Source organism: Rhodococcus sp. S3, assembly GCF_058211795.1.
Genome location: NZ_CM177074.1, coordinates 3,032,836 through 3,051,355, shown reverse-complemented (window position 1 = coordinate 3,051,355; position 18,520 = coordinate 3,032,836). Strand labels below are relative to the sequence as shown.

Below are 18,520 nucleotides of genomic sequence, written 5' to 3'. Positions count from 1 at the left end.
ATCCGCCGCGCGAGGGAAAGGCGATCGATGAGCACACTCCACAAGTTCAAGGCGTACTTCGGGATGGTGCCGCTCGAGGATTACGAGGACGAGTACCTCGACGATCCGGCGAGTGGCCGCCGCGACCGTAATCGCGACTACGGCGAGGCCACCTACGGCGGCTACGCGCCGTCGCACCGCGACGAGTACGCCCCGTCGCACCGCGAGGAACCGGTTCGCGAGTTCGAGCACGACGAGTTCGACCGGTACGAGCCGGCACCGCGTCCGCGGGTCGAACCCATCACGGCCCGCAGCCCCCGTCCGGCGCCCACCCCGGCCCGCGCGGTTCCCAGCCGTGCACCACTGACGGCCGAGAGCCGGCTCGAGCGTGCCGAGCCTCGGCGTGGTGCGCTCTTCGACGAGGGAGGTCCGTTGTCCAAGATCACCACGTTGCGCCCCCGCGACTACAGCGAGGCGCGCACGATCGGTGAGCGTTTCCGCGACGGAACGCCGGTCATCATGGACCTCGTCGAGATGAGCAACGCCGACGCCAAGCGTCTCGTCGACTTCGCGGCCGGGCTCGCCTTCGCGCTGCGCGGTTCGTTCGACAAGGTGGCCACGAAGGTCTTCCTGCTCTCGCCCGCCGACATCGACGTCTCCGCCGAGGAACGTCGGCGTATCGCCGAGACCGGCTTCTACAACCAGCAGTAGTCGACGCGCGCTGCGCAGGCGTGCACACGGCACGTCCGTCGCCGCATGCCCGCCGCTGTCCCTCGAGCGTCCCGACACGCCCGGCCATGATGCAGATCACTGCAGGCCGGGCGTTTCGGTTTTGATCGACCCGTCATCGTCGGGCATTGTGGGCAGGTGGCCGTTTTCGAGGTGCTGTGGTTCCTGCTGTTCATCTTCTGGCTTCTGCTGATCGGACGGATCATCGTCGAGTTCATCAGAACCTTCGCGCGGGAGTGGAAGCCGTCCGGCTTCGTGGTCGTCGTTCTCGAGGCGATCTTCACGGTCACGGATCCGCCGGTGAAGCTGCTGCGGAGACTGATTCCGCCGCTCAATCTCGGTGGTGTACGGCTCGATCTGTCCATCATGGTCTTGCTGTTCATCGTGTATTTCCTCATGGCATTCCTGCCCAGGGGCGGCGCAGCATGATGCCTGTGTCCGACGTCGTGTCGGGCCGTCCCGGAGCTGCCGTGTGCCACAATGGAGTGCCATATACAGTGGGTTTTGATACGCGTAACGCACTGTCGATTACTCAGAACGCCTGCTTGACCGCTTACTCGACGCGTGAAGGGATCCTTCCATGCCGCTGACACCAGCTGATGTGCACAATGTCGCGTTCAGCAAGCCTCCGATCGGGAAGCGTGGTTACAACGAGGACGAGGTCGACGCCTTCCTCGATCTCGTCGAGCAGGAGTTGACGAACCTCATCGAGGAGAACGCCGACCTGCGTCAGCGGGTCGCCGAACTCGACCAGGAGCTCGCCGAGGCCAAGAAGGCGCCGCGCAGCGCGTCGTCGTCCGCGCCGGCGGCCCCGTCCAAACCCGAACCCGCACGTGTCGTGGAGACACCCAAGCCGGAACCCGCTCCGGCGCCGGCTCCGGCACCCGCCCCGGTCGCCGCGGCACCGTCGAGCGGCGACGCGAGCATGCAGGCCGCCAAGGTCCTCGGACTCGCGCAGGAGATGGCCGACCGCCTCACCGGCGACGCCAAGGCCGAGGCCGAGGAGCTCGTGCGCAACGCCCGGACCAACTCCGAGCAGCTCGTCTCCGACGCCCGCACCCGCAGCGAGGCGATGATCGCCGACGCGCGGCAGAAGTCCGACGCGATGCTCGCCGATGCGCGCACCCGCTCGGAGACCCAGCTGCGTCAGGCCAAGGAGAAGGCCGATGCGCTGCAGGCCGACGCGGAGAAGAAGCACACCGAGATCATGGCCACGATCAACCAGCAGCGTTCGGTGCTGGAGGAGCGCATCGAGCGGCTCAAGACGTTCGAGCGCGAATACCGGGTGCGCCTGAAGTCCTACCTGGAGTCGCAGCTCGAAGAGCTCGAGCAGCGCGGTTCCGCCGTTCCGGTGGACGGTGGACAGGAAGTGTTCAACCAGTCCAACTCGTCGTCGTCGTTCGGATCGTCGTCCTTCGCGAAGGGCAACAGCTGACCGACGGTCTCTCCGGCTGGTGCTGTACGGCCTGGTGCTGTACCTCGGTAGAGGAGGAGCGTCGTGCTCGTCGTCACGCTGGTACTCGCAGCTGTCGGATTCGGTCTTCTCGTGATCGCGTTGATGACCGGTTCGGTGCTCTGGGCATGGGGTTGTATCGCGGTGTGCGTCGTGGGAGCGGTGCTCCTGCTGGCGAGCGCACTCGGCGGACGGAGTTCGGCCGAAGGTGAGTGTGCCGATCCCCGTTCCGTCGGGCAGGCCGGCACCTCGGGCGGACGTCCCGGTCGACGCGCACCGCGCCGGCGTCCCGGCGACCGGAATTCGTCGGATCGCTGAAGCGTCCTACAATATGCATCACCGAGCGTGAAGCTCGATCCCGCGATCGCGGGCGGCGTCGATCCGGCCATCACCGGGGAGCCTCCGGAAGAACGGCGACCTTGCCGGTCGCCCAGTAGAACCGGACGGGTGGGCCCGTCACAGCCCGAACGAGTGGCCGTCCCTCGGGACGTGCAAGCGGGGTGGTACCGCGGTGGCCGTGCACGCGTACGGCGATCGTCCCCGTGCCGAGACGTATCCAGGCACGGAGGAGCCACGCTGTGACCGAGAACCACGCTGCACCGGATCCCACCGCAGCAACCGCCGGCAGTACTGCCGGATATCCGCGCGTCGACTACGACCTGCCGCGCGATTCGGGTGTCGACTTCCCGGCGCTCGAGGAGCGTGTGCTCGCACAGTGGGCCTCCGACGGCACCTTCGAGGCCTCGCTGCGCAACCGCGACGGCGCCGACGAGTTCGTCTTCTACGACGGCCCGCCCTTCGCGAACGGCCTCCCGCACTACGGGCACCTGCTCACCGGCTACGTCAAGGACGTCGTCCCGCGCTTCCAGACCATGCTCGGCAAGAAGGTCGACCGCCGTTTCGGCTGGGACTGCCACGGCCTGCCCGCCGAGCTCGAGGCGGAGAAGCAGCTCGGCATCAAGGACAAGTCCGAGATCGACTCGATGGGACTGGCCGAGTTCAACGCCTACTGCAAGCAGTCGGTGCTGCGCTACACCGGTGAGTGGCGCGACTACGTCACCCGTCAGGCCCGCTGGGTCGACTTCGACAACGATTACAAGACCCTCGACCTCGACTTCATGGAGTCGGTCATGTGGGCGTTCAAGTCGCTGTACGAGAAGGGCCTGATCTACCAGGGCTTCCGCGTGCTGCCCTACAGCTGGTACGAGCAGACGCCGCTGTCGAACCAGGAGACCCGCCTCGACGACGCCTACAAGATGCGTCAGGACCCGGCGGTCACCGTCGACATGGTGCTGCGCGCACCCGGCTCCGAACTCGACGGCGCGTGCGCGCTCATCTGGACCACCACGCCCTGGACCCTGCCGTCCAACCTCGCGATCGCGGTGCACCCCGAGATCGAGTACGTCGCCGTGCGCGGCGCCGACGACAAGACCTACGTGCTCGCGCAGGACCGTCTCGGCCACTACGCCCGCGAACTCGGCGAGGAGCCCGAGGTGCTCGGCTGTTACCGCGGCACCGACCTCGTCGGCCTCGCCTACGAGCCGCCGTTCGACTTCTTCACCGGCCGTGAGAACGCGCACCGGGTGATCGCCGCCGATTACGTCACCACCGAGTCCGGTACCGGAATCGTCCACCTCGCACCGGCTTTCGGTGAAGAGGACATGGAGTACTGCCAGCGCAACGGCATCGAGCTCGTGCAGCCGCTCGATCCGGGCGGCAAGTTCACCTCGATGGTGCCGCCCTACGAGGGCCTGCAGGTCTTCGACGCCAACCCGGTCATCATCAAGGACCTCAAGGCCGCCGGAAAGCTGTTGCGGCACGAGACCATCGAACACTCCTACCCGCACTCGTGGCGGTCGGGTCAGCCGCTGATCTACATGGCGGTGCCGTCGTGGTTCGTCGCCGTCACCCGTTTCCGCGACCGCATGGTCGAGCTCAACCAGCAGATCACGTGGGTGCCCGAACACATCCGCGACGGTCAGTTCGGCAAGTGGCTCGAAGGCGCCCGCGACTGGAACATCAGCCGTAACCGCTACTGGGGCAGCCCGATCCCGGTGTGGGTCTCGGACGATCCGGAGTACCCGCGCGTCGACGTCTACGGTTCGCTCGACGAACTCGAACGCGACTTCGGTGTGCGGCCCACCGACCTGCACCGGCCGATGATCGACGAACTGACCCGGCCGAATCCCGACGACCCGACCGGGAAGTCGACCATGCGTCGCGTCCCCGAGGTCCTCGACTGCTGGTTCGAGTCCGGCTCGATGCCGTTCGCCCAGGTGCACTATCCCTTCGAGAACCGCGACTGGTTCGACACCCACTACCCGGGCGACTTCATCGTCGAGTACAACGGCCAGACCCGCGGCTGGTTCTACACGCTGCACGTCCTGGCCACCGCGCTGTTCGACCGTCCCGCCTTCAAATGCGTTGCCGCCCACGGCATCGTCCTCGGCGACGACGGCCTGAAGATGAGCAAGTCGAAGGGCAACTACCCCGACGTCAACGAGGTCTTCGCCCGCGACGGCTCCGACGCGATGCGCTGGTTCCTCATGTCCTCGCCGATCCTGCGCGGCGGCAACCTCGTCGTCACCGAGCAGGGCATCCGCGAGGGCGTGCGGCAGGCGCTGCTGCCGTTGTGGAACGCATGGAGCTTCCTGCAGCTGTACGCGTCGAAGCCGGGCACCTGGCGGACCGATTCGACGAACGTGCTCGACCGGTACATCCTCGCCAAGCTCGCGCAGACCCGCGACGTCATCACCGAGGCACTCGAGACCGTCGACATCGCCGGGGCGTGCGACGAGCTGCGCACCTTCTGCGACGCGCTGACCAACTGGTACGTGCGCCGCTCCCGGAACCGGTTCTGGGACGAGGACACCGACGCGATCGACACCCTCCACACGGTGCTCGAGGTCGTCACGCGCCTGGCCGCGCCGTTGCTGCCGATGGCCTCCGAGGTGATCTGGCGGGGTCTGACCGGTGGCCGGTCGGTGCACCTGGCGGACTGGCCTGCGGCCGACGACCTGCCCTCGGATCCCGCGCTCGTCGCGGCGATGGACGAGGTGCGCGGTGTGTGCTCGACCGTGCTGTCGCTGCGCAAGGCCCAGAAGCTGCGCGTGCGGCTGCCGCTGCCCGAGGTGACGGTCGCGACGCCGGGTTCGTCGCATCTCGATCCGTTCGTCGACCTCATCAAGGACGAGGTCAACGTCAAGCGGGTCGTGACCACCGACGACGTCGAGGCCCACGGCCGGTTCGAGGTGGTCGTCAACGCGCGTGCCGCCGGTCCGCGTCTGGGCAAGGACGTGCAGAAGGTCATCAAGGCCGTCAAGGCGGGCGACTGGACGCAGGCGGAGGACGGCACGGTCACCGCGGCCGGCATCGCCCTGCTGCCCGAGGAGTACACCAGCCGTCTCGTCGCGGCCGAGCCGGAATCCACCGCCGCGCTGCCGGGTGGCAACGGCCTGGTGGTCCTCGACACGGCCGTCACCGAGGAACTCGAGGCCGAGGGTTGGGCCAAGGACCGCATCCGCGAGTTCCAGGACGCGCGCCGCAACCTCGGCCTGGAGGTCTCCGACCGCATCTCGGTGCGGTTCGAGGTTCCCGCCGAACGCGCCGAATGGGCTGCCCGCCACCGGGATCTGATCGCCGGCGAGATCCTCGCCACGACCTTCGAACTCGGTGCTCCCGAGGGCGAGGCGATCGAACTCGGCGAAGGAACCCGCGCGTCCATCGTCAAGGCGTGACCGGGCCGGTGCTTCCGGAAGGGCCGAGTGCCCTTCCGGAAGCACCGACCTGCGGCCTCCCACCGGACGTGTGGGTGCGGCGCACTAGTCTCGACACGTGCCCGCTTCCGTGAGTCGGCGCTGGGTGTTGCACCTGGATCTCGATGCGTTCTTCGCGTCCGCCGAGCAGTTGACCCGGCCGACCCTGCGGGGCCGGCCGGTCCTCGTCGGTGGGCTCGGTGCCCGCGGGGTGGTGGCCGGCGCGAGCTACGAGGCCCGCGTCTACGGTGCGCGCTCGGCCATGCCGATGAGCCGCGCACGCCGCCTCGTCGGACCGGCGGCGGTCATGCTGCCTCCGCGCGGAATCCTGTACCGCGAACTGAGCGGACTCGTCTTCGACACCCTGCGCGCCCGGATCCCGATCCTCGAGACCCTCTCGCTCGACGAGGCGTTCGCCGAACCTCTCGAACTGGCCGGCGCCGACGCCGACGAGGTCGAACGCTTCTGTTCGGAGCTACGCGAACACGTCAGGGAGAAAACAGGTCTCGTCGCCTCCATCGGAGCCGGATCGGGTAAGCAGATCGCGAAGATCGGATCCGGTCTCGCGAAACCGGACGGGTTGCTCGTCGTCCGGCCCGAAGGCGAACTTCCGCTCCTGCACAGCCTGCCGGTGCGCAAGCTGTGGGGGATCGGTCCGGTGGCCGAGGACCGGTTGCGGCGACTCGGTATCGAGACCATCGGAGATCTCGCGGCGCTGCCCGTCGCCGAGGCGGCGTCGATCCTCGGCGGCACCATCGGGCCGGGACTGCACCGGCTCGCCAACGGATTCGACGACCGGCCCGTCGCCGAACGCGCCGAGGCGAAACAGGTCAGCGCCGAGACCACCTTCCCCACGGACATCGTCGCGATGCCCGGACTGCGACGGGCGATCGCCGCGTCCGCGACCGCCGCGCACACGCGCCTGCGCAAGGACGGGCGTGCCGCCCGCACGGTGGTGCTCAAGCTGCGTAAGGCCGACATGTCGGTGCTCACCCGGTCGTCGACCCTGCCCTACGCCACCGAGGACGTGCAGGTGCTCACCGCCGCCGCCCAGCGCCTCGCGCTCGATCCCCTCGAGATCGGTCCCGTCCGGCTCGTCGGGGTGGGCTATGCGGGTCTGTCCGCGATCGCGCAGGACACCCTGTTCCCCGAACTGGACCGGACGACGACCGAGGAGACCGGGCCGGCCGAGGAGGACGACGAGGAGCGCGTCGCGGCGAGCGGACCGGCCACGCGGTGGACGCCGGGCGCCGACGTCTGCCATCCGGAATTCGGGCACGGATGGGTGCAGGGTGCGGGGCACGGTGTGGTCACCGTCCGCTTCGAGACACGCAGCACGGGTCCGGGACCAGCGCGGACGCTCGACGAGAACGATCCCGACCTCACTGTCGCCGATCCGCTCGCGAGCCTGAACTGAAACATGTTCCCGGCGCCCTCATGGTCTTCTTACTACCGCCGGGTACTCTTGCGGGCGATCCGCTGCCGGATGACCGAGCACGACGAACACATCGTGCACGACCGAACGAGAAGGACGAGAAGTTGAAGCTTCGCAAGATCACCGTCGCCACCGTGGCGCTCGCCGCCGCCCTCACGATGTCCGCCTGCAGCTCGGACGACGGCGGTAGCTCCTCCGAGACGACCGCGAAGACCAGCACGACCACGACCGCCGCGGCCCCGGCCGTCGACTACCCGCCGGTGCCGACCGTCGAGGAGCTCAACGCCGATCTCGCGCGCGCCTTCGACCTGAGCGTCCCGGCCGCCGAGAAGACCGACCTGGTCCAGGGCGCCGAGGAGGATCCGGAGCTGATCAACATGGTCGCCCAGGCGGCCAACGACGCCGGTGTGCAGGTCAACGTCGTCGACGTGACCGACAACGAGAACGGCACGATCACCGCCGGTGTCGAGATGGCGCTCGCGGGCAGCGACCAGCCGTCCTTCGGCACGGTCGACTTCGTCGCCGAGGACGGCACCTGGAAGGTGTCGAAGGACTACGCGTGCTCCATCGTCATCAACATGGCGCAGCTGCAGTCCCCGGCCTGCGCGTGATGTAGTACTCGTCCCGAACGACCCGACGGCCGGCGCGGAATGTCCGCGCCGGCCGTCGGCGTTCGTCGGTCCGTCTCCCGGACTACTGCTCCGGGGTGTTCCAGCCCACCCGGTCGACCTGCGACTGCGACAGGCGTGTTCCGCCGTCCGGCTCGACGTAGGTCTGATCGCCCCGCACCGTCAGTTCTCCGCCGACGGGCAGGGGGAGCGACGCGTCGATCGTCATCGACCCCTCACCGGCCATCGTGTACTGCTCGATGTCGAGACGGCCCTGCCCGTTCGGCAGCACCCAGGTGGACTCGCGCGGTGTCTGTTCGACCCTCACGTCGACCGTGATGCGGTCGTCGTCCCGCTCGACGAGCGTCGCCGTCCCGACCTGGTCGAGGGTGATCCCCGCGCTCATCACCTGCTGGTGGATCTCCCACACGGCGCCGACACCGACGGCTTCCTCCGGGAACGAGACGATGCGGTAGACGGCCTGGTAGAACGCCTGCTCGATCGCCGACCGTGCGATGTTCGCCGCATCGGGAGCGGGCTCGAGGCGCAGCGCACTGATCGCGCCGGTCGGCCCGATCGTCAGTCCGGCTCCGGAACCCTCTGCATCGGCCAGCGCGGAGCCGAGCGTCTCGTCCGGCGACGTGGCCGATCCGACGGTGATGTCGACCACGGTGCTCGGATTCTCGTCGGAGACCGCCTGCTCGACCGTCGCCGAGAGCGGAAGGGTCAGCTCGGGAGTGGAGAAGTCCTGCTGCGGGTCGTCGCCGACGCGCTGGAAGACCTCGGACCGGGTGGTGAGGACGACGCCCTGCTGCATTCCCGCCTCGGGTGCGAGCCGCACCACCGATCGGGGTTCGGCGCCGGGGTCGAGCACCGTCGTGGTCACTGCCGACACCGGCACCGTCACCTCCGTCGATGTCGCCGCCGTGACGGCGGGCGCGCCGTCCGAAGGACCACCGCAACCGGCGACGAGAGCGGAGAGGGACAGCACAGCCGCGAGGGCACATGGCCCCGAGCGGGGGAATCTGGACAGCGCAGGCACGCCACCCAGGGTAGCCACGGCGGGTGGGGGAACCGCCGCGGTCGTCCGGTAGGGGATGATGGAGCGGTGACGAACGAAGCTTCCCGACCCGACCGCGACGCGGAGACGCCGGTTCCCGGTCGTGCCGACGAGCCGTCCCCGTCCATCGGCCGGCGCATGCTGCGGCCGCTGCTGCTCGTGGCGCTCGTCGTCTACGTCGCGGATCTGGTGACGAAGGTGCTCGCCGTCCACTACATCGACCCCGCCGACCCGATCTCGATCGTCGGCGACACGGTCACCCTGACACTCGTCCGTAATCCCGGTGCCGCGTTCTCCATGGCCACGGGCATGACCTGGCTGCTCACGCTGGTCGCGATCGCCGTCGTCGTCGGTGTCGTGAAGATCGGCCGGACCCTGAGATCGGGATGGTGGGCACTCGGCCTCGCCCTCGTCCTCGGGGGAGCGCTCGGCAATCTCACCGACCGTCTGTTCCGCTCGCCCGGACCGCTGCAGGGCCACGTCGTCGACTTCGTGTCGGTCGGATGGTGGCCGGTGTTCAACGTCGCCGACTCGGCCATCGTGTGCGGAGCGATCCTGCTCGTGGCCCTGACCGTCTTCGGCGTCGAACCCGACGGTGGTGCCTCGAAGGGCCGGGGCGCAGCGCCGGATGCGGACGAAACGAGAAAGGAATCACACCAGTGAGGGAAACCCGCGCGATGCCCGTACCCGACGGGCTCGACGGGATGCGTGTCGATGCAGGCCTCGCGCGCCTGCTCGGTCTGTCCCGGACCGTGGTCGCCACGCTCACCGAGGAGGGCGCCGTCGTGGTCGACGGCGCGGCGGTGGGCAAGTCCGACCGACTGTCCGCCGGCTCCTGGCTCGAGGTGGAACTGCCCGAGCCGCCCCGCCCCCTGACCATCGAGGCCCAGCCCGTCGAGGGCATGGAGATCCTCTACGCCGACGACGACATCGTCGCGGTCGACAAGCCCGTGGGTGTCGCCGCCCACGCGAGCGTCGGCTGGACCGGACCGACGGTGATCGGCGGCCTCGCCGCCGCCGGCTACCGGATCTCCACGTCCGGCGCCCACGAACGCCAGGGCATCGTGCACCGGCTCGACGTGGGCACCTCCGGCGTCATGGTGGTCGCGACGTCCGAACGTGCCTACACCGTCCTCAAGCGCGCGTTCAAGGAACGCACGGTCGAGAAGCGGTACCACGCGCTCGTCCAGGGGCATCCCGATCCGAGCAGCGGCACCATCGACGCCCCGATCGGCCGCCATCGCAGCAGCGACTGGAAGTTCACGGTCACCGCAGACGGCAAGCCCAGCGTGACGCACTACGACACGATCGAGGCGTTCCAGGCCGCGAGCCTGCTCGACATCCATCTCGAGACCGGTCGCACCCATCAGATCCGGGTGCACTTCTCGGCGTTGCGTCATCCCTGCTGCGGCGACCTCACCTACGGAGCCGACCCGCGTCTCGCGGCGCGTCTCGGTCTCGAGCGGCAGTGGCTGCACGCGTGCACCCTCGGGTTCTCGCACCCCACGCGTGGGCACTGGGTCGAGATCACCAGCAAGTACCCGCCGGATCTCGAACACGCGCTCGCCGTGTTGCGCAACGCCTGACCGATGGGACGCGTCCTGCCCTGGGCGGCGGTCGTCGTTCTCGTGGTCGCCGTGCTCGTCGCCGGGTGGACCTCACCGCCGCGGCCGACCCCGGTCGGCAGCGACACCCTCGGTCCCGACAACGGGGAAGTGGTCGCCGACTATCTGGCACGGGCCGCGGACAGCCTGGCCGAGGCCGAGGCGGACGGAGACCTCGAACACTGGGGACTGGTGTCGTTCACCGACACCGTCGGCATCGACCGGGTCGTCGAACTCACCGACGAGGTGCGCGTGGCGCAGGTGCTCCTCCGTGTGCCGATCGACCGCGTCCAGACACCATTGGTGCCGGTCGCGGTGCCGGAGAACGCGGAGGCGGTGCGTCGTGCCCCCTCGGTCGCCGCGGGCCGGCTGAGCCTGGTGGAGTTCGGGACCGAACGCGCCGCACGGGTCGGGGCGGTCTCCGCGCAAAGTCTTGCCGACGGCTGCGACTGTGTCGTCGCGGCGGTGCTCCGTGGCACTCCCGCACAGTTCCGGGCCGTCGCCGACGCGCCGGACGTGCGGGCCGTGGAGGTCCTGCCCGCCGACGCGATCGCCGGACGCTTCGCGGTGACCCCGTTGCTGCCCACCCACGTCGAGACGGTCGTGCCCGGACCGGACGACGGGGAGGTGTGAAGGCGCGGTGCGATCCCGTCCCGAAACGGCGGTGTCTCGAACAGCGGTGTCTCGAAACGACGGTGTCTCGAAACGACAGCGCAACGGCGGCGCCGTAGGGTGAGCCGGTGAGCGACTCGGGGCAACAGGGCGACTCGGGGGAACGGAACGACTCGGGGCAGCGGAACATCGTGCGCACGGGGGTGCTGTGCGGTCTGGGCGCCTACGGATTGTGGGGACTGTTCCCCGCCTACTTCGGTCTGCTCGAACCCGCCGGCGCCGTCGAGATCCTCGCGCACCGCGTGCTGTGGACCCTCGTGCTCATGCTGATCGTGCTCGGCGTCATGGGACGCCTGGGCACCCTGCGCGGCCTGTCCGCCCGCACCTGGGGCCTGGTCGCCGCGGCGTCCACCGCGATCGCGGTCAACTGGGGCGTCTACATCTACGGCGTCGTCTCGGGCCGGGTCGTGGAGACCGCGCTCGGCTACTTCATCAACCCGCTCGTCAGCGTGGTGTTCGGTGTCCTGTTCTTCCGGGAACGACTGCGGCCGGCGCAGATCGCGGCGCTGGTGCTCGCGGTGTGCGCGGTGGTGGTCATCACCGTCGACTACGGCCGACCGCCGATCATCGCCCTGACCCTGGCGCTGTCGTTCGCGTCCTACGGGGTGATCAAGAAGATCGTGCCGCTCGATCCGCGCACCTCCCTCACAGGGGAGGGGATCGTCGCGGCCCCGTTCGCGCTCGGGTACGTGATCTTCCTCGCGGTGACCGGCACCGGCACCTTCCTCGGGCACGGCATCGATCACACCGCCCTGCTCGTGTCGGCGGGCCTGGTGACCGCCGTACCGCTGCTGCTCTTCGGCGCGGCCGCACAGCGGGTCCCGCTCGCGACACTCGGCATGCTGCAGTACCTCACGCCGAGCCTGCAGATGACGTGGGGTGTGGTGGTGCTCGGAGAGGACATGCCCGCCTCGCGGTGGATCGGTTTCGTCCTGATCTGGATCGCACTGGCGGTGTACAGCACGGACGCGCTCGTGCGGGCCCGTCGTCAGCGTGCCGTGGTCACCGCGGAGCCTCGCGCGGCTTAGACTCGTCTCTGCCCACAGACATCCCGGGAGAGGCACGCGTGGCTGACTCGTTCGTTCATCTGCACACCCACACCGAGTACTCGATGCTCGACGGTGCCGCGAAGGTCGGACCGTTGTTCAAGGAGGCCGAACGGCTGGGGATGCCGGCCGTGGGCATGACCGACCACGGAAACATGTACGGCGCCAGCGAGTTCTACAACGTCGCCAAGAAGTTCGGCATCAAGCCGATCATCGGTATCGAGGCGTACGTCGCGCCGGAGTCGCGCTTCTCCACCAAGCGTGTGCAGTGGGGCGATCCCGGCCAGAAGTCCGACGACGTCTCCGGCTCGGGTGCCTACACCCACATGACGATGGTCGCCGAGAACTCGAAGGGTCTGCGGAACCTGTTCAAGCTGTCCTCGCTCGCGTCGATCGAGGGTCAGCTCGGCAAGTGGGCCCGTATGGACGAAGAGCTCATCGCCCACCACCACGAGGGCATCATCGCCACGACCGGCTGCCCGTCGGGCGAGATCCAGACGCGCCTGCGCCTCGGCCACGAACGCGAAGCGCTCGAGGCCGCCGCGAAGTGGCAGGAGATCTGGGGCAAGGACAACTTCTTCCTCGAGCTGATGGACCACGGCCTGTCCATCGAGCGCCGGGTGCGTGAGGGCCTGATCGAGATCGGCCGCAAGCTCGACATCCCGCCGCTGGTGACCAACGACTGCCACTACGTCACCAAGGATGCGGCCGCGAACCACGAGGCGCTGCTGTGCATCCAGACCGGTAAGACCCTCTCCGACCCCACCCGCTTCAAGTTCGACGGCGACGGCTACTACCTCAAGTCGGCGCAGGAGATGCGCGAGCAGTGGGACCGCGAGGTGCCGGGTGCGTGCGACAACACGCTGCTCATCGCCGAGCGCGTGCAGTCCTACGAGGACGTGTGGACCCACCGCGACCGCATGCCGGTCTTCCCGGTGCCGGAAGGGGAGACGCAGGCGAGCTGGCTGCACAAGGAGGTCATGCGCGGCCTCGACCGGCGCTTCCCCGCCGGCCCGCCCCGCGAGTACGTCGAGCGCGCCGAGTACGAGATCAGCGTCATCAACCAGATGGGCTTCCCCGCCTACTTCCTCGTCGTCGGCGACCTCATCAACCACGCCCGCGAGGTCGGAATCCGCGTCGGCCCCGGCCGTGGTTCGGCCGCCGGTTCGCTCGTCGCCTACGCGATGGGCATCACCAACATCGACCCGATCCCGCACGGTCTGCTGTTCGAGCGGTTCCTCAACCCCGAGCGCGTGTCGATGCCCGATATCGATATCGACTTCGACGATCGCCGCCGCGGTGAGATGGTGCGCTACGCCACCGAGCGGTGGGGCAACGACAAGGTCGCCCAGGTCATCACGTTCGGCACCATCAAGACGAAGGCCGCGATCAAGGACTCCGCGCGAGTGCAGTTCGGCCAGCCCGGATTCGCGATCGCCGACCAGATCACCAAGGCCCTGCCGCCGCCGATCATGGCGAAGGACATCCCGGTCTCGGGTATCACCGACCCGAGCCACGAGCGCTACAAGGAAGCCGCCGAGGTCCGCCAGCTGATCGAGTCCAATCCGGACATCAAGAAGATCTACGACACCGCCCTCGGACTCGAGGGCCTGATTCGCAACGCCGGCGTCCACGCCTGCGCGGTGATCATGTCGTCCGAGCCGCTCATGGACGCGATCCCGCTGTGGAAGCGCGCGCAGGACGGCGCGATCATCACCGGCTGGGACTATCCGTCCTGCGAGGCCATCGGCCTGCTGAAGATGGACTTCCTCGGTCTGCGCAACCTCACCGTCATCGGCGACGCGATCGAGAACATCAAGGTCAACCGCGGGATCGATCTCGACCTCGACACCCTCCCGCTGGAGGATCCGGCGACCTACGAACTGCTCGCGCGCGGTGACACGCTCGGCGTGTTCCAGCTCGACGGCAGCGCCATGCGCGACCTGCTGCGCCGCATGCAGCCCACCGGCTTCGAGGACATCGTCGCCGTGCTCGCGCTGTACCGCCCCGGCCCGATGGGCATGAACGCGCACAACGACTACGCCGACCGCAAGAACGGGCGGCAAGAGGTCAAGCCGATCCACCCCGAGCTCGAGGAACCGCTCAAGGAGATCCTCGCCGACACCTACGGCCTGATCGTCTACCAGGAGCAGATCATGCAGATCGCTCAGAAGGTGGCCGGTTACTCGCTCGGACAGGCAGACCTGCTGCGTCGCGCGATGGGTAAGAAGAAGAAGGAGATCCTCGACGAGGCCTACGACGGCTTCGCGCAGGGCATGAAGGACAACGGCTTCTCGCAGGCGGCGATCACCGCGCTGTGGGACACCGTTCTTCCCTTCGCCGGTTACGCGTTCAACAAGTCGCACGCCGCCGGCTACGGTCTCGTCTCGTTCTGGACCGCCTACCTCAAGGCGAACTACCCGGCCGAGTACATGGCCGGTCTGCTCACCTCTGTCGGCGACGACAAGGACAAGGCCGCGGTCTACCTGTCCGACTGCCGCAAGATGGGCATCACGGTGCTGCCGCCGGACGTCAACGAGTCGCACACCAACTTCATGTCGGTGGGTGAGGACATCCGGTTCGGCCTCGGCGCCGTCCGCAACGTCGGCACGAACGTGGTCGCCTCGATCATCAAGGGACGCGAGGAGAAGGGTCGCTACACCGACTTCTCCGACTACCTCAACAAGATCGACACCGTCGCGTGTTCGAAGAAGGTCACCGAATCCCTCATCAAGGCAGGCGCATTCGACTCGCTCGGGCACCCGCGCAAGGGATTGATGCTCGTCCACGCCGACGCGATCGACGCGGTGATGAGCACGAAGAAGGCCGAGGCGATCGGCCAGTTCGACCTGTTCGGCGGCGACGACGCCGACGAATCCGTCGCCGCGGTGTTCAACGTCCGCATCCCCGAGGAGGAATGGGACACCAAGCACCGCCTCGCCCTCGAACGGGAGATGCTCGGCCTGTACGTCTCCGGGCACCCGCTCAACGGCGTCGAGCACGTCCTCGCGTCCCAGGCCGACACCCAGATCCCCGCGATCCTCGAAGGCGCGCTCAAGGACGGCAGCCAGGTCACCGTCGGCGGCATCCTCGCCTCGGTGAACCGGCGCATCAACAAGAACGGTCTCGCCTGGGCGTCCGCGCAGCTCGAGGACCTCACCGGTGGCATCGAGGTGCTGTTCTTCCCGCAGTCCTACGCCGTCTACGGCATGGACGTCGTGGAGGACTCGGTGGTGCTGGTCAAGGCCCGGGTGTCGATCCGCGACGACCGGATCTCCCTGATCGCCAACGATCTCGCCGTCCCCGACCTGTCGCAGATCGGGGTCGCGAAGCCGGTCTCGGTGTCGATGCCCACCCGGTTGTGCACCCCCGACAAGGTCGGTGCCCTCAAGAACGTGCTCACGCGCCATCCCGGTTCGTCCGACGTGCACGTGCGGCTCATCACCGGCAGCAAGGTCACCGTCCTCAAGCTCGACGACAGCCTGCGGGTCGAAGCGTCGTCGGCGCTCATGGGCGACCTCAAGGCCCTGCTCGGGCCGGGCTGCCTGGCCACCTAGCGGTCCGCCGCGCGGCGCGAGCCCTTCGGTGAGCGCCGCGCGGGAAGCCGGGGTCGGCCGGTTCGCCTACGCGCGCCGTGTGTGCTGCTGGATCCTGCGGACCCACCACACGACGACGGTGACCGCAGCGGCACCGAGGACGGCGCTCTGGACGCTGGTGGTGACGACGAGGACCACGAGCAGGGTCAGGAGACCGGCCGCGAGTGCTTCGAGCTTGTACAAAGGCCAGATCGTGCCGGCGATGTCCACACCGTCGGTGCGCTCACGGCGTATCCGGGTATCGAGCACGGACATCGCGGTGCACCTCCTGTGGACAGGGCGGCTGTAGGCCGCGCGGAATTCTTTCTTCAGGATAGGCGCAGGGAAGAGTTCGGGCCACCGAACTCGGCGATCGGGCGGCGACTGTCACAACGAGTGTGTTGACTGGTCGGTATGCCACTGCACGGAGAATACGAACCGAGTCCCGTCGAATGGAGCGCCAAGCAGGTCGAGGAGTACGAGTCGTCGGGCGGAACCCGCGGCACGACCCTCCAGGGGCGGCCGGTCATCATCCTGACCACGGTCGGCGCCAAGTCCGGCAAGCTCCGCAAGATCCCCCTCATGCGGGTCGAGCACGAGGGCAGGTACGCCGCTGTCGCCTCGCTCGGCGGGGCGCCGAAGCATCCCGTCTGGTACCACAACATCGTCGCGAACCCGCACGTCGAGGTGAGGGACCACACCGAGGTATGGGACATGACCGCCCGCGAGGTCCACGGCGAGGAGAAGGCGCAGTGGTGGGAACGTGCCGTCGAGGCGTTCCCGCCCTACGCGGAGTACCAGGAGAAGACCGACCGCGAGATCCCCGTCTTCGTTCTCGAACCGGTCGAGGGCTCGTAGACCGGGCACGATCGGACGGACTGTGCTGCCACCCCTCGATGCGGGTCCCGCCGTGGTGGGCGAATCGGGGGAGTGGCAGCATTGACGGGTGACCTCCACTTCGCGAACAGCAGAACCGACGCTTGTGACCGCCGTGCCCCGCGCGGCCGACATCGATGCGGCTGCCGAGCGAATTTCGGAGGCGGTCGCCCCCACGCCGCTCGAGCGCAGCCCTCGACTCTCGGCGCTCGTGGGCGCAAACGTCTACCTCAAGCGTGAGGACCTCACCCGGGTGCGGTCCTTCAAGCTCCGTGGGGCGTACAACGCCATGGCGCAGCTCGACGCGGCCGAGCGCGCCGCGGGCGTCGTCACGGCCAGCGCCGGTAATCACGCGCAGGGTGTCGCCTACGCGTGCCGGGTGATGGGAATCCAGGGCCGGATCTACGTGCCCACCCGCACGCCCAAGCAGAAGCGCGATCGGATCCGTGTCCACGGCGGCGACAGCGTCGAACTCATCGGTGTCGGCGACACCTTCGACGCCGCGGCTGCAGCGGCAGCCGACGATGCGATCCGCACCGGGGCGACGATGATCCCGCCCTTCGACGACGCCCGCACCGCTGCCGGGCAGGGCACCATCGCGCGCGAGGTCCTCGAACAGCTCGACGGCGATCTCGACGTCGTGCTCGTCCCCGTGGGAGGGGGCGGCCTCATCGCCGGTGTCGCCGCCTATCTGCGCGAGAGGTCCCCACGTACGTCGATCGTCGGCGTCGAGCCGGCCGGCGCAGCGTCGATGACCGCCGCGCTGGTCGCGGGCGGTCCCGTCACGCTGCCGGAGGTCGAGCCGTTCGTCGACGGTGCTGCGGTCAAGCGGATCGGTGACGTCCCCTACGCCGTCGTCTCCGAACTCGGTGCCGAGGTCGTGTCCCATTCGAGCCTGCCGCTCGTGGCCACGCTGCGCCGGGAGGGGCTCGGCCGGGCCCCGTTCGGGATGACCCAGATCGACGAGGGTGCGCTGTGCACCACGATGCTCGATCTGTACCAGAACGAGGGCATCATCGCCGAGCCCGCCGGCGCCCTGTCCGTCGCTGCCCTCGAGTCGATCTCGGTGCAGCCCGGAGCGAACGTGGTGTGCCTGGTGTCGGGCGGCAACAACGACGTCTCACGCTACGGCGAGATCATCGAGCGGTCGCTCGTCCACCGCGGGCTCAAACACTATTTCCTCGTGGACTTCCCCCAGGAGCCCGGCGCACTGCGCCGGTTCCTGGACGAAGTCCTCGGACCGGACGACGACATCACCCTGTTCGAGTACGTCAAGCGCAACAACCGGGAGACCGGCGCTGCCCTCGTCGGTATCGAACTGGGTGCCGCGGAAGACCTTTCGGCCCTTCTCAATCGCATGGACGCGTCGCCGATCGACGCGCAGCGACTCGAGCCGGGGTCGCCGGCCTACCGTTATCTCACCTAGTCGGAGCCGCTACCAGGGTGAGCACACCAGCCAGGGGCCGAACCAGAAGCAGTCGGGACGCCACGGATTGTCCCAACGGCGGTCCCAGTCCCTGTTGTGGTGCTTGCCGTGGTCGCGATCCTTCCAGTGATCGTTGTCGTGGTGCTTGTCGTAGCCGCGGTGGTCGTGGTTGACGACGACGACGCCAGGGGAGGTGTCGACCACCGGTGACGCCGAGGCAACCCCCGCAGGGGCGAGGACGAGGGCGGTGCTGAGGAATACGCTCGCCAGAATCTTCTTGGGTTTCATGGTGATTCACCTCG

The 18,520-nt window shown here is 68.4% G+C and carries 17 protein-coding genes; 14 read left to right on the top strand and 3 right to left on the bottom strand.

What is annotated here, in order from left to right; all coding sequences use genetic code 11:
• Positions 1-27 precede the first annotated feature (27 nt).
• From AC0LPE_RS14265 to AC0LPE_RS14235, 7 genes are all read left to right on the top strand, one after another.
• Positions 28-690 (top strand): cell division protein SepF, encoded by a 663-nt coding sequence (locus AC0LPE_RS14265; protein WP_160875770.1) that lies wholly within the window; start codon positions 28-30, stop codon positions 688-690.
• A gap of 156 nt (positions 691-846) precedes the next feature.
• Entirely contained in the window at positions 847-1,137 is a 291-nt protein-coding gene (locus tag AC0LPE_RS14260) for a YggT family protein (RefSeq protein ID WP_006554132.1), read from the top strand.
• Between the two features lie 151 nt (positions 1,138-1,288).
• A complete protein-coding gene (wag31, locus tag AC0LPE_RS14255; protein WP_016691808.1) occupies positions 1,289-2,143 on the top strand; it encodes a DivIVA-like cell division protein Wag31 in 855 nt (284 codons plus the stop codon).
• A gap of 63 nt (positions 2,144-2,206) precedes the next feature.
• Positions 2,207-2,479 (top strand): hypothetical protein, encoded by a 273-nt coding sequence (locus tag AC0LPE_RS14250; protein WP_490604710.1) that lies wholly within the window; start codon positions 2,207-2,209, stop codon positions 2,477-2,479.
• Positions 2,480-2,739: 260 nt separating this feature from the next.
• Positions 2,740-5,898, top strand: a complete 3,159-nt coding sequence (gene ileS, locus AC0LPE_RS14245) for an isoleucine--tRNA ligase (RefSeq protein ID WP_490604709.1) — start codon at positions 2,740-2,742, stop codon at positions 5,896-5,898.
• 124 nt (positions 5,899-6,022) lie between these two features.
• Positions 6,023-7,333 carry a DNA polymerase IV gene (locus AC0LPE_RS14240; RefSeq protein WP_160875902.1) on the top strand — a complete coding sequence of 437 codons (1,311 nt, stop codon included), beginning with the start codon at positions 6,023-6,025 and terminating at the stop codon, positions 7,331-7,333.
• A gap of 122 nt (positions 7,334-7,455) precedes the next feature.
• A complete protein-coding gene (locus AC0LPE_RS14235) occupies positions 7,456-7,962 on the top strand; it encodes a WKL family lipoprotein (RefSeq protein WP_006554127.1) in 507 nt (168 codons plus the stop codon).
• A gap of 82 nt (positions 7,963-8,044) precedes the next feature.
• Here AC0LPE_RS14235 and AC0LPE_RS14230 read toward each other — a convergent pair whose 3' ends face one another.
• Positions 8,045-9,001, bottom strand: coding sequence for a hypothetical protein (locus AC0LPE_RS14230; RefSeq protein ID WP_229565038.1), 957 nt, complete (start codon positions 8,999-9,001; stop codon positions 8,045-8,047).
• A 66-nt stretch (positions 9,002-9,067) separates the two neighbouring features.
• Between AC0LPE_RS14230 and lspA the strand changes: the two genes are divergently transcribed.
• From lspA to dnaE, 5 genes are all read left to right on the top strand, one after another.
• Positions 9,068-9,682, top strand: coding sequence for a signal peptidase II (lspA, locus tag AC0LPE_RS14225; RefSeq protein ID WP_016691813.1), 615 nt, complete (start codon positions 9,068-9,070; stop codon positions 9,680-9,682).
• A 14-nt stretch (positions 9,683-9,696) separates the two neighbouring features.
• Complete coding sequence (locus AC0LPE_RS14220) at positions 9,697-10,605, top strand: RluA family pseudouridine synthase (protein ID WP_016691814.1); 909 nt, start codon at positions 9,697-9,699, stop codon at positions 10,603-10,605.
• Positions 10,606-10,608: 3 nt separating this feature from the next.
• Positions 10,609-11,256, top strand: coding sequence for a hypothetical protein (locus AC0LPE_RS14215; protein ID WP_160875774.1), 648 nt, complete (start codon positions 10,609-10,611; stop codon positions 11,254-11,256).
• A gap of 167 nt (positions 11,257-11,423) precedes the next feature.
• Complete coding sequence (gene rarD, locus AC0LPE_RS14210; protein WP_026061060.1) at positions 11,424-12,323, top strand: EamA family transporter RarD; 900 nt, start codon at positions 11,424-11,426, stop codon at positions 12,321-12,323.
• Between the two features lie 38 nt (positions 12,324-12,361).
• Entirely contained in the window at positions 12,362-15,898 is a 3,537-nt protein-coding gene (dnaE, locus tag AC0LPE_RS14205; RefSeq protein ID WP_490604708.1) for a DNA polymerase III subunit alpha, read from the top strand.
• Positions 15,899-15,964: 66 nt separating this feature from the next.
• Here the strand turns inward: dnaE and AC0LPE_RS14200 are convergent, their stop codons facing one another.
• Positions 15,965-16,192 carry a hypothetical protein gene (locus AC0LPE_RS14200; RefSeq protein ID WP_160875778.1) on the bottom strand — a complete coding sequence of 76 codons (228 nt, stop codon included), beginning with the start codon at positions 16,190-16,192 and terminating at the stop codon, positions 15,965-15,967.
• A 138-nt stretch (positions 16,193-16,330) separates the two neighbouring features.
• Between AC0LPE_RS14200 and AC0LPE_RS14195 the strand changes: the two genes are divergently transcribed.
• Entirely contained in the window at positions 16,331-16,774 is a 444-nt protein-coding gene (locus AC0LPE_RS14195) for a nitroreductase family deazaflavin-dependent oxidoreductase (RefSeq protein ID WP_016695726.1), read from the top strand.
• 124 nt (positions 16,775-16,898) lie between these two features.
• On the top strand, positions 16,899-18,218 hold the full coding sequence (ilvA, locus tag AC0LPE_RS14190; protein WP_016695725.1) for a threonine ammonia-lyase IlvA: 1,320 nt from the start codon (positions 16,899-16,901) through the stop codon (positions 18,216-18,218).
• Positions 18,219-18,227: 9 nt separating this feature from the next.
• On the opposite strand, the gene AC0LPE_RS14185 is transcribed toward ilvA, so the two are convergent.
• Entirely contained in the window at positions 18,228-18,506 is a 279-nt protein-coding gene (locus tag AC0LPE_RS14185; protein ID WP_490604707.1) for a hypothetical protein, read from the bottom strand.
• Positions 18,507-18,520: the final 14 nt, after the last annotated feature.